Source organism: Kitasatospora sp. NPDC059571 (genome assembly GCF_042735675.1).
In the GTDB taxonomy this organism is placed as follows: domain Bacteria; phylum Actinomycetota; class Actinomycetes; order Streptomycetales; family Streptomycetaceae; genus Kitasatospora.
This window is the reverse complement of sequence record NZ_JBHWBW010000171.1, coordinates 1-9,892: the sequence shown is the minus strand read 5'-3', so window position 1 is coordinate 9,892 and position 9,892 is coordinate 1. Positions and strand designations below refer to the sequence as shown.

Annotated in this window: 13 protein-coding genes; 8 read left to right on the top strand and 5 right to left on the bottom strand. The window is 71.0% G+C overall.

Going from position 1 to position 9,892, the window contains the following annotated elements:
* Nucleotides 1–18: 18 nt before the first annotated feature.
* Entirely contained in the window at nucleotides 19–690 is a 672-nt protein-coding gene (locus ACFV0G_RS20040) for a CGNR zinc finger domain-containing protein (protein ID WP_380549243.1), read from the bottom strand.
* Between the two features lie 62 nt (nucleotides 691–752).
* Nucleotides 753–1,796, bottom strand: coding sequence for a hypothetical protein (locus ACFV0G_RS20035; RefSeq protein ID WP_380549240.1), 1,044 nt, complete (start codon nucleotides 1,794–1,796; stop codon nucleotides 753–755).
* A 342-nt stretch (nucleotides 1,797–2,138) separates the two neighbouring features.
* On the opposite strand from ACFV0G_RS20035, the gene ACFV0G_RS20030 reads away from it, so the two are divergent.
* The 5 genes from ACFV0G_RS20030 to ACFV0G_RS20010 all read left to right on the top strand — a co-directional run bounded on the left by ACFV0G_RS20030 (nucleotide 2,139) and on the right by ACFV0G_RS20010 (nucleotide 5,581).
* Complete coding sequence (locus ACFV0G_RS20030) at nucleotides 2,139–3,017, top strand: alpha/beta fold hydrolase (RefSeq protein WP_380549236.1); 879 nt, start codon at nucleotides 2,139–2,141, stop codon at nucleotides 3,015–3,017.
* Nucleotides 3,018–3,256: 239 nt separating this feature from the next.
* Nucleotides 3,257–4,072: an alpha/beta fold hydrolase gene (locus ACFV0G_RS20025; protein WP_380549233.1), complete on the top strand. Its 816-nt coding sequence runs from the start codon at nucleotides 3,257–3,259 to the stop codon at nucleotides 4,070–4,072.
* 237 nt (nucleotides 4,073–4,309) lie between these two features.
* Nucleotides 4,310–4,498 carry a hypothetical protein gene (locus ACFV0G_RS20020; protein ID WP_380549230.1) on the top strand — a complete coding sequence of 63 codons (189 nt, stop codon included), beginning with the start codon at nucleotides 4,310–4,312 and terminating at the stop codon, nucleotides 4,496–4,498.
* 225 nt (nucleotides 4,499–4,723) lie between these two features.
* Complete coding sequence (locus ACFV0G_RS20015; protein ID WP_380549227.1) at nucleotides 4,724–4,939, top strand: hypothetical protein; 216 nt, start codon at nucleotides 4,724–4,726, stop codon at nucleotides 4,937–4,939.
* A gap of 72 nt (nucleotides 4,940–5,011) precedes the next feature.
* The gene (locus ACFV0G_RS20010) at nucleotides 5,012–5,581 is read left to right on the top strand and encodes a TetR family transcriptional regulator C-terminal domain-containing protein (RefSeq protein WP_380549224.1); all 570 of its coding nucleotides are present in this window, start codon (nucleotides 5,012–5,014) and stop codon (nucleotides 5,579–5,581) included.
* A 369-nt stretch (nucleotides 5,582–5,950) separates the two neighbouring features.
* On the opposite strand, the gene ACFV0G_RS20005 is transcribed toward ACFV0G_RS20010, so the two are convergent.
* Genes ACFV0G_RS20005 through ACFV0G_RS19995 form a run of 3 tightly spaced genes read right to left on the bottom strand, consistent with a single transcriptional unit; the run spans nucleotide 5,951 to nucleotide 7,654 of the window.
* Complete coding sequence (locus ACFV0G_RS20005; protein ID WP_380549221.1) at nucleotides 5,951–6,094, bottom strand: hypothetical protein; 144 nt, start codon at nucleotides 6,092–6,094, stop codon at nucleotides 5,951–5,953.
* The gene (locus tag ACFV0G_RS20000) at nucleotides 6,091–6,582 is read right to left on the bottom strand and encodes an SsgA family sporulation/cell division regulator (RefSeq protein WP_380549218.1); all 492 of its coding nucleotides are present in this window, start codon (nucleotides 6,580–6,582) and stop codon (nucleotides 6,091–6,093) included. The genes ACFV0G_RS20005 and ACFV0G_RS20000 overlap by 4 nt, the downstream gene beginning before the upstream one ends.
* Nucleotides 6,583–6,616: 34 nt before the next feature.
* Nucleotides 6,617–7,654 (bottom strand): alpha/beta fold hydrolase, encoded by a 1,038-nt coding sequence (locus tag ACFV0G_RS19995; RefSeq protein WP_380549215.1) that lies wholly within the window; start codon nucleotides 7,652–7,654, stop codon nucleotides 6,617–6,619.
* A gap of 357 nt (nucleotides 7,655–8,011) precedes the next feature.
* Here ACFV0G_RS19995 and ACFV0G_RS19990 point away from each other — a divergent pair, with 357 nt between their 5' ends.
* The 3 genes from ACFV0G_RS19990 (at nucleotide 8,012) to ACFV0G_RS19980 (ending at nucleotide 9,639) form a co-directional block, all read left to right on the top strand.
* Complete coding sequence (locus tag ACFV0G_RS19990; RefSeq protein WP_380549212.1) at nucleotides 8,012–8,212, top strand: hypothetical protein; 201 nt, start codon at nucleotides 8,012–8,014, stop codon at nucleotides 8,210–8,212.
* Between the two features lie 584 nt (nucleotides 8,213–8,796).
* Nucleotides 8,797–9,276: a GMC oxidoreductase gene (locus ACFV0G_RS19985; RefSeq protein ID WP_380549209.1), complete on the top strand. Its 480-nt coding sequence runs from the start codon at nucleotides 8,797–8,799 to the stop codon at nucleotides 9,274–9,276.
* A gap of 27 nt (nucleotides 9,277–9,303) precedes the next feature.
* Nucleotides 9,304–9,639, top strand: coding sequence for a Rieske (2Fe-2S) protein (locus ACFV0G_RS19980; RefSeq protein ID WP_380549206.1), 336 nt, complete (start codon nucleotides 9,304–9,306; stop codon nucleotides 9,637–9,639).
* The last annotated feature ends 253 nt before the right edge of the window (nucleotides 9,640–9,892 follow it).

Sequence of the window (9,892 nt, the reverse complement as noted above, 5' to 3'; positions counted from 1 at the left end):
GTCGGCCGCTTCTTTGTTTTAAACCCCCCCCCACCCCCGGCGGGGCCACGCCCGGGGGGCTGGTGCGGGGGGCCCCCGGCCCCCCCCCGCGCCGCCGGTGGCCCGCTGCCGTGCGCGGTAGGCGCGCAGGTTGGCGGCATTGCCGCAGACCTTCACGCTGTGCCAGACCGCACTGTTGTTGCGCGAGCGGTCGAAGAAGGCCACCGCGCACCGTGGGTTGCGGCACGCCTTGAGCCGGCTCCAGGATCCGTCCAGCTGCGCCCTGAACACCTCGAGGGCGACGAGCGAGGCCACCTTCCTCCACCCGGAGCCGCGGGGAAGGGGCTGCACACGACCGGCCCCGTCCCAGTGCAGACCCACAGCGAGGGTGGGCAGCATCGTGGGGGGCGGGTCGGCGGCGTGTGCCGCGTCGTCCTGCGGGCCGGTCACGGTGCGTCGAAGGTCCTCGCGGAAGCTGCGCAGCTGATCCAGGTCTTCTGGAGCGAGGTCGATGCCGAGGCGAGCGGTGCCCGCGAGTCCCGCCCAGGAGCGGAGGGCGTCGTCCAGCCAGTCCTGGGCGGTGGACCGGTCGGCGAGGAGATCCTCCTGCCGCGGCTTGCCCGCGGAGATCGTGTCCATGAAGTCCTGGACGAACGCGAGTCCGGCGGGAGCCGGGTCCACGCCGAAGCGCCCGAGGGCCGACCACGTCACGTGCACTCCCTGAAGCAGGAGACATATACATCAATGGTTCGTATCTTACAGCTTGTGCAGCATCACGCGGCTGCCGGCTCTCCATCGGCACTCCTGGCCGCGCGGACCGAGCGCGCCCACACCAGCACGGCCGGGACGATGGCCCAGGCGGCGAGGGTGAGCAGCGGGACCACGGCATGGGAACCGTTGAAGTAGCTCAGGTCGGTGATGGCGCGCACCGCGGCTCCCGGCGGCAGGACGTCGGAGAGGAGTCGTGCGGGGCTGGGCAGCAGGTCCGCTCCGATGGAGGCCCCGCTCGTCGAGTTCCCGACGGTGAGGAGCAGCAGGGTGGCGAGGGGCACGCCCACCGAGCCGAAGAAGGTGCCGAGGAGCTTGGTGGTGAAGGCTGCGGCACCGGCCAGGAGGGCCAGGGTCGCCGCCAAGGGGATGAAGGGTGCGGGCACCGCACCCAGGACCGGGCCGGCAAGGGCGGCACCGGTGGCGCCCGCGACGGCTGCGAACGCCGCCATCACGGTGAAGCGGTGCCGCAGGTGCAGGCTCTTGGACAGCCCCAGGATGTTCTGCGCCAGGACGAAGCCGGAGAGCGTCACACCGAAGGCGACGTAGAAGCCCGCGAGGCCCCGGCTGTCGTAGTGGGCGAGCGGCACGCCGTCGTGCACGGTCGCGGTCTTTCCCGCTCCGTGGGCATAGGCGTTGACCAGGTTCTCCACGGCGGACGTCGTCGACAGCCCGTTGGCTCCGGCGACCTCGAGGGACAGGCCGTCGGCTCCGTGCGCGGTCAGGACCGCGATGACGTCCCGGTGCTCGAGCGCACGGTCGGCGGCCGCGGCGTTCGGCTCGGGGTGGACGGCGATGCCGTCGCCGAGAGCCTGCTGGATCTGTGTGGACAGCTGCCCGCCGACCACGGCCACCGGGAGCTGATGGGGCTTGGCCGCGCGTGCGAAGCCCACGTAACAGCTGATGAAGGCGGCGACGACGACCAGCGCGATCAGTGGTGGCTGCAGCCAGGCCCGAGCCGGTGATCGCGTCGGGCGCTGCGCCCGGGGCCGGCGGGCGGCTGTGCTGCCGTGCAGTTCGGCCGGCGGATTGGTCGACGCGGTGTCCATGGGACCTCGGGTGGCTCGGGGGAGGCGGGGCAATCCGCCCCCGCGGGGAACGCTTGGCAGCTCATATCAAACGACATGGCTGTAGCTGAATAGCATCTTTCCTTGCGCGTTCATTCCTGGTGGCGCGGAGGATCCCTCGCAGAGGGGTCGGGCCGGCGGGGGAGGCGGGTTGACAAATCGAAAATGACCGGTCATCTTGGAGTCAATCGCCCTTTGGCGGATGCGGCCCTCGTGTCGGCTGCTGCCGTGGTCCCAGCGACATCGCTCTTGGAGCGCAGTGTTCCGGATCATCCGCTCGGGCTCTGTTCGGCTGAACTCAGCCGCATCTGAAGGAGAGTCACCATGGTCGTGATGACCGCTCTGCGCAGCCCCCGCAAGTCCGCCGCCGCGTTCGGCGTTGCCGCCGCGGCGGCCGCAGCCGTCGGGGTGTCCGTCGCCGCCCCGTCGGCCCACGCCGCCACGCCGTCACCGACGCAGAAGCCCACCGTCGTGCTCGTGCACGGCGCCTTCGTGGACGCCTCCGAGTGGGACGGCGTGATCGGGCACCTGCAGCACGACGGCTACAAGGTGGTCGCCCCGGCCAACCCGCTGCGCGGGCTGGCCAGTGACTCGGCCTACCTGCGCAGCGTCCTCGGCACCATCCACGGACCGATCGTGCTGGCCGGGCACTCCTACGGCGGCTCCGTGATGACCGAGGCCGCCGCCGGCGACGCGCAGGTCAAGGCGCTGGTCTACATCGCCGCCATCGCCCCCGACAAGGGCGAGAGCGTGGCGTCCCTGGGCGCCAAGTTCCCCGCAACCGAGCTCAACTCCTCGCTGGTCCCGGCGCCCTACCCGCTCCCGGGCGGCGGCGCCGGCGTCGAACTGTCGGTCAGGGCCGACAAGTTCCACGATGCCGTGGCAGCCGACGCGCCTCAGGCGATCGCCGACGTGGCGGCCGACGCGCCTCAGGCGATCGCCGACGTGGCGGCCGCCGCCCAGCGCCCGGCAGCCGCGAACATCTTCAGCGACAAGACCACCGACGTCGCCTGGAAGACCATCCCCTCATGGGATCTGGTCACCACCCAGGACCATGCCATCAACCCGGCCGAGCAGCAGTTCATGGCCGAGCGCGCCCACGCGCACACTGTCGAGGTGAACTCCTCCCACGCCGTGCCGCAGACCCATCCGGACGCGGTGACCGGCATCATTGAGCAGGCCGCCCAGGCCACCGCCCGCTGACGCCCGCGGTCGCCCCACCGGCGACCCTGCCGCGACCCGTGGTGGTGCGGATCGGCGGCAGGCGTCGGCGGGGCACGGGGGAGGGGCGCGGCCTGCTCGGGCCGTGCCCCTCGCCCCCTGGTCGCCCTCCGTCCTGCGCGGGCCGAAGCCGGCGCGTGCACTCGGAGCGGCCCGGCCGGAACGGCGGATGCAGGAAGCAGAGGGCTCTGCCTGGGCCACGAAGAACAGGAGATCGGGCGATGAGTGAGATCAAGCCGCGGTTCCGGACGATCGACGGTCTGTCGATCCGGTATGCGGAGAGTGACGGGTCGGGCGACCGGGCGGCTCTGCTGCTGAGCCCGTGGCCGGAGAGTCTGTACTCGTACGACGCGATCTGGTCGAAACTGGCGGGTTCCGCGCGACTGATCGCGGTGGACCTCCCGGGGTTCGGGCAGTCGGAGCTCAGGCAGGACCTGCTGTCGCCGAAGGCGATGGGCGACTTCGTCGTGCGGATCGTGGACGAGTTCGAGCTGGCGGAACCGCATGTCGTCGGTCCCGACATCGGCACCGCGGCGGCGCTGTTCGCCGCGGCCCGGCACCCGGGGCGACTGCGGACCCTGGTCGTGGGGACCGGCGGCGCGGCGGTCCCGTTGCAGCTCGGAAGCCCACTGGACGAATGGGTGCACGCCGAGGATCTGGCCCCCTACCGGGCCATGGACCCCAAGGCCGCCGTGACGGCGGCGATCAACAACATCCGCGGCTACGAACTGCCGGACGTGGTGCGCCAGGACTACCTCGCCTGCTACACCGGCCGACGGTTCGCCGACCAACTGCCCTATGTCCGCGCGTACCCGGCCGAACTGCCGGTCCTCGCCGGCCTGCTGCCCACCATCGAGACGCCGGTCCAGATCCTCGCCGGCCGCGACGACCGCGTCGTGCCCCCGGCGAACGCCGAGTACCTGCACGAACACCTGCCCAACAGCAGGCTCGACCTCATCGATGCCGGTCACTTCGCGTGGGAGGAGGGCGCCGACGCCTACGCCGACGTCATCACCCGCTGGTGGCGGCAGAACTAGGTCCGAAGGAGAGGGCCCGGGCGCCCGAGCCCCGGGCCGGGGGGCCCGGCCCGGTCGGCTGCCGCTCGAGCCGCCCGCCGGACCCGGGGAGAGTGTTCACGGCCGCCCGATCGACGAGGAATATGATCGGTCGTCTTAGGGTTGGGTGCGACATGGACGCCGCGCCGTCCGTGCTCTCCCGGGGCCCGGTCGAGGAGCCCGGGACAGAAGCGAAAGGGGCTTCCGATGGCTACCGCCATGGATCTGCCTCGGCAGAGCCACGCGACCTTCCCCCACGTGGGGGCGACGGTGAAGTACCAGTGTCGCTGGGGGCTCATCATCGGCCGGGAGTTCGACTACTTCACGCTGCTCTGGTACTACCGGGTGTGGTGGGCCGATCTCAGCACCGGTCTGGTCCCGATGACTGCTCTGATGCTGGCGTCATGACCTTCCCCGGCTGGCCAGGGCGGCGCGGGTTCGTCCACGCCGCGCTCGCCACGGCGGTGCTCCTCGTGTGCGACGCATGGTTCGACCTGCCCCTCGGCTTCGGGACGCGGATGTCCGGCTGTCCGCCCTGCCGGCCCTGCTCGTCGAACTGCCGCTCGCTGTGTACCTGTTCAGGCAGGCGACCCGCGGCAGCCACCAGGGGCGCCCAGCGACCGAGGAGGAGCCGTGTGCAGGACCGGATTCCCGCCCGACCGCGGGCTGATCGCGCGGATGTTGCTGACCTTGCTGTTGGTCGGCCTGCTGCATGCGTTCAACGCCTTCTACTTCGCTCCCGCCACCAAGGGGCGACGTCGGACCGGTGGGCCGTTCTCCGGCCACCCGACTCTGCAGGAGCGCCCCGATCGGCTCGAACGGATGTCCCGTTCGCTCGGCCGGTCGTGAAGGCGGCCGGGTACGAAGTCGGCCGACAGGTGGATGACCGACCCCATGTGACTGGATTCGGAGAGAGACGACATGGCCAGGCCCAGTAAGCGGGAGCAGTTGATCGACGCCGCCTACGACCACTTCCACGAGCACGGATTCAACGGCAGCGGAGTCAAGGACATCACCGATGCCGCGGGGGTGCCGAAGGGCACCTTCTACAACCACTTCGAGAGCAAGGAGGCGCTGGCGGTCGAGGTGATGCGCCGTTATGCCGCAGCCCAGTGCACCGAGATGCTGGCGGACGAGTCGATGGCCCCGTTCGAACGGGTGCGTGCGCACTTCGCCCATCTGGCGGCGGGGCTGGCGCGGTTCGACTATGCGCGGGGCTGCATGCTCGGGAACTTCGGGGTGGAGCTGTCCACGCAGAGCACGGCCATCCGCGAAGCAGTGGACGAAAGCTTCAACTGCTGGGTGTCCTTCCTGGCCTCCGCGTTGGAGGAGGCCTGTGCCACCGGATCCCTCGCAAGCCCCGTCGGCGGCGTCAGGCTGGCCCGCTTCCTGGCGAACTCCTGGGAGGGGGCCGCGGCGCGGGCGAAGGTCACCAGGAGCCGGGGTCCCGTGGACGACTTCGCGGCGGTCCTCGAATCGCTGGCGGCCTGAGCGGGTCCCCGTCCTCCCGCGAAGACCCGGGGGGCGGTTATCCCCGCATCATGGGGAGAGCGGGCGTGTCCGTTCACCGGGGGCCGCCCGGCCCGGCGTACGGCCGATGTGCTCGCAGGCCGGGGCCGCCCGCTCAACTGCGTGCCATTCTGGGCATGCACGGTCGATTGAGACGCGCTGTTTCCGGGAGCAGGTGTCGAACCGGAGAGGCTGCGCGCCGGACCGGAACTCGTGCTGGTCGAGGTAGCCGCGTGAAGTGCGGCGGCCTGTTGTCCGGCCTGCGGCAGCCCGGGCAGGCGGATCGCAGCTCGGGCAGGCGGACCCACGGGAATCAGGATCCGTACTCGGGGAGGAGTCCGGGCCCCTCGATCACCCCGCTCCGGTGCGATCCTTCGGAACGCCGGTGAGGTGATCGAAGAACTCGGTGGGCAGGCCGATCAGTTCGGTCGCGGCGCGATGTTCGTTCTCGGGCGGCCGCGGGCCGGTGCCGTGGCGAGCCGCCCGGCGGCTCACGCCGTTCCGCTTCCCGGGCTGCCCGCGCCTTCCATCAGCCGCACGATGCCTTCGTCGACGCGAAGCCTCTCGCTCTCGGAACCGGCGGGCACCAGTGCCTCGGCACGCTTCACGAAGTCGCGCACGACCTCTGCCGGCACGGCGAGTGTTGCCTGAGCGCCGGTGCCCGCTATCCGTATCAGGACGATGTCGTCGCCGGCCCCGGCGAGTTCGGAACGTCGTGAGGACGGCCACACCTGAACGGCCCCGAGGCCGGTCGGCATGTCGACGCCCTGGACCAGGAGATCCCGGTCGAATACCCACTCCACCTGGATGCCGGCCACGCTCACGGTCATGCGCACTGCGAAGGGATTCTTCGCGTCGTATCGGAACACGACCGAAGCGGGCAGGCGCTGGGCTTCGGTGAGCAGGGCCGCAGCCCCGGACCGTGAAGTGACGCGGGGCCTCGCGCGGCGCAGGCGCCTGCGCAGGAACGACAACCAGCTCATCGTCCCACTCCTCTCGGGCATTGCCGCCTTGGGATCACAGGCGGTGGGCGTCGACCACCGCTTGGGCGAAGGCGGCAGGGGACTCCTGGGGGATGTTGTGACCGATGCCCATGAGGGTGCGGTGGCCGAGTTTCCCGATGAACCTGTCCCAGTACGCTGCGGGTCCTCCCGCGGGCCTGGACGGGTCCAGTTCGGCGTCCAGGGCGATCGTGGGAACGGCGATCGTCGGGTCCGCCGCCACGCGGGCCTCGAGTCCGTCGAGGCGTGGATCGCCGTCGGCCTGGCCCAGTTGCCACTGGTGGCTGTGCACGGCGATGCGAGCCCAGTCCGGATTGCCGAAGGCCGGGGAGGCCGTTTCGAAGGTGGCGTCGTCGAAGTCCCAGCCGGGGGAGAGGTCTTTCCACATGCTCCGGATCACGCCGTGACGCTCCGGGCCGGGCCAGGCGGCTGCGAGCGAGCGGTAGTGCCGTGACCACCAGGCCCACTGCGACGTGGGGGGCAGCGGCAGCGCGCCTCCACCGTCCGCGGTGTCCGGATGCCCGGCGGCCGAGACGAGGGCCCGGCTGCGTTCGGGCCAGAGCACGGCGATGGTCTGAGCGGTCTGGGCTCCCCAGCCGAAGCCGCCCAGAACGGCGGATCCGATCCCGAGCGCGTCCATCAGGGCGACGATGTCGAGCGCCACTGCTGTCTGCTGGCCGTTGCGGAAGGTCTCGGCTGAGACGAAGCGCGTGGTGCCGTGACCTCGGAGGTAGGGGACGACCACGCGGAACCCCTGTGCGGTGAGCAGGGGTACGACGTCCGCGAAGCTGTGGATCCCGTAGGGCCAGCCGTGCAGAAGCAGGGCCACGGGCGCGGCAGTCGGGCCGGCCTCTATGTACCCCATGCTGAGCGGGCCCACGCGCACCTGTCGGGGGGCGAGGTCCGCGATGCCCGAAACCCCGGAGAACGCGGTGGCCCTCCTTGGGGGAAGGCTTTCCGCGCCGGTGCCGGCGCGGACACCGGCAGCGGACCTGGAGCGCAAGGACGGCGATCGGCTTTCGCCGAAGACCCGGTCGAACGGCTTGTTCACCATCGGGATCCTGCTCTCGGTCGTGTGGCCATCCACGGGGGCCGGGGGAGCGTTGCGCGAATCCGCCTTCGGCGAGCCGCGACAGAGGTGGATGTCCTGGAGAACAGATGACCGGTCGTCTTGATTCCTGGGGCCTGATGGTTCAATAATGAAACTCGATGGGTCGACGGCCGCCGTGCAGTGCGAACAGGGCCTCCCCCCGCCGCATCCCGAGGTCGTCGTGGAGCCGGGGTTGCCGACCTCCACCGCGCCGAGAACGCCGACACAGCGCCGGGCCATGGTGCGCGACCGGGGCGGGACCGCACTGCTTCGGCGGCCGGCGCCCGACCCGGTCGGTCGAGCACCTGCACACGAGGAGGGATGATTCCCGTGCATCCCATGTACCTGCTCAGATCCATGCTGGCCGGCGTGGCCGCCGGTCTCGGCATGATGTTCGTTCCCGAGCTCGGCCCGCCACCGCCTGCCGGCCGTGCGCTGCCGAGCGATCGGGCGCCGGACGCGGACGCCCATCCGCGGTCGTTGCCGCGTCTGCCGGAACAGCGAAGAGATCCCGCCTGGTGAGCACGGCTACGGGTGGGCTCCCGACGGCCGAACCCAGCAGGAGCCCAACCGTTGGCAACCGCGATCGTCTGACACCTCGGGCCCCCTGCCGATCGCCGGACTCCCCAAGCCCGTCCGGGCCTGCCACGTTAAGGGTGGTGGCCTGGGATCCGGGCGGCCATCCCGCCTGCGCCGCGGGGGCGGACTCGTCCTCCGGCTCCTGAGCAGAGTCGCGGCGGCCGCGACGGACGCGCCGTCTCATGCCGCTGAGGGGTTTTCCCGGCGTTCGCGCCGGCGGACCACGCGGACAACCTGGGGGTCGACGGGTGCGGGCTCGGCGCGCCCGCCCTGCGGTGGTTGATCCGGGCCGGCAGGCGGGTCGCAGGAGCCGGAGAGGAGCGATCCCATGGCAGCCTTCGACTACGACGTACTGACCGTCGGTTCCGGCTTCGGCGGAAGTGTCGCCGCACTGCGGGCGGTGGAGAAGGGTCTGGTCCGAGCGCACCGCCATCATGCTGTGCTCGCAGACCACCGACACCTCGATCGAGCTCTACTGGAAGGACGGCCGACTGCACAGCCGGCACGGGGCCGGTGAGGCGCCGGCGGTGCACGTTCCGGTCATCGAGAACTTCGCCGGCGGGCTGGCCGAGAAGAGGGAGAGCTGTGAAGGCGCGCTGCTGTTCGAGGTCATCAACCGCGGTGCCTCGGCCCACTTCGGCGGTGGGATCCCGATTTGCGAGCGCAGCGACGGCGGGGCCGTCGACCCCAACCTGCGTCTGTTCGGTCAGCCGGGCCTGCACGTCATGGACGGGAGAGTCATGCCGGCGAACCCGGGAGTGAATCCGTCACTGATGATCACGGCACTGGCCGAGCGCGCGATGTCCTTCCGGCCGAACAAGGGGGAGTCGGACACCAGGCCGCCCCTGGGTTCGGGCGACGAGCGTCTGGCTCCCGTCATGCCGCACCGGCCCGTCATGCCGCACCGGCCCGTCATGCCGCACCGGCCCGTCGTGCCGGTCGGTGCGCCGGGCGAGCTGAGGCTGGACGCGACGGAGTCCGAGGTGATCCCCGAACACCCCTACTGAGCCGGACCCAGGACAAGGAGCAGCGCGATGACCGAGCGAACTGCGGATGGCTTCCGCACACTCGGGGCCGACGAGGTGATCCCCGACGGCTTCGTCGTCCCGTTCTACCTCGGCGATCACAAGCGGAGGGTCTCGATCGCGCGTGTCGGGGGCAGCCTCTACACGTTCGACGACCTCTGCACCTGCTCCGACGACTCGTGCCCGCTCTCCGGAGGCTTGCTCACCGGGACGATGATCACGTGCCGGTGCCACGGCTCGGAGTTCGACGTCAGTACCGGCGCGGTGGCGAGGGGTCCTGCGCACCGGGCGCTCACCGTGTACGACATGAGGGTGGTCGACGGCGACATCCAGATCCGAGCATGAGCGCGTCGTACGACAACGGCAGCGCATCTCCGGCGCCCGGGTCGCCGCCCGGCTCGGCGAGGGTGTCGGCCCCGCCGAGGCGGCCCGCGCCGATCGAGGTGCGGCGACGGTCCGAGCGACGCCGGGTGCTCAGGTGAATCGGATGTCGCCGAGATCGATGGACACCATGACCTGACTCGGGATCGCCCGCAGGTCGTGGTCGCGGCGGAATGCCCGCCGACGGGTGGGCAACCGGATGCCTTCCGCCTCGACG

Coding starts and splice junctions, on each gene's coding strand:
- ACFV0G_RS20020 (WP_380549230.1), top strand. CDS start 4,310: ATGGATCTGCCTCGGCAGAGCCACGCGACCTTCCCCCACGTGGGGGCG.
- ACFV0G_RS19990 (WP_380549212.1), top strand. CDS start 8,012: ATGATTCCCGTGCATCCCATGTACCTGCTCAGATCCATGCTGGCCGGC.
- ACFV0G_RS19995 (WP_380549215.1), bottom strand. CDS start 7,654: ATGGTGAACAAGCCGTTCGACCGGGTCTTCGGCGAAAGCCGATCGCCG.
- ACFV0G_RS20030 (WP_380549236.1), top strand. CDS start 2,139: ATGGTCGTGATGACCGCTCTGCGCAGCCCCCGCAAGTCCGCCGCCGCG.
- ACFV0G_RS19980 (WP_380549206.1), top strand. CDS start 9,304: ATGACCGAGCGAACTGCGGATGGCTTCCGCACACTCGGGGCCGACGAG.
- ACFV0G_RS20035 (WP_380549240.1), bottom strand. CDS start 1,796: ATGGACACCGCGTCGACCAATCCGCCGGCCGAACTGCACGGCAGCACA.
- ACFV0G_RS20010 (WP_380549224.1), top strand. CDS start 5,012: ATGGCCAGGCCCAGTAAGCGGGAGCAGTTGATCGACGCCGCCTACGAC.
- ACFV0G_RS20000 (WP_380549218.1), bottom strand. CDS start 6,582: ATGAGCTGGTTGTCGTTCCTGCGCAGGCGCCTGCGCCGCGCGAGGCCC.
- ACFV0G_RS20025 (WP_380549233.1), top strand. CDS start 3,257: ATGAGTGAGATCAAGCCGCGGTTCCGGACGATCGACGGTCTGTCGATC.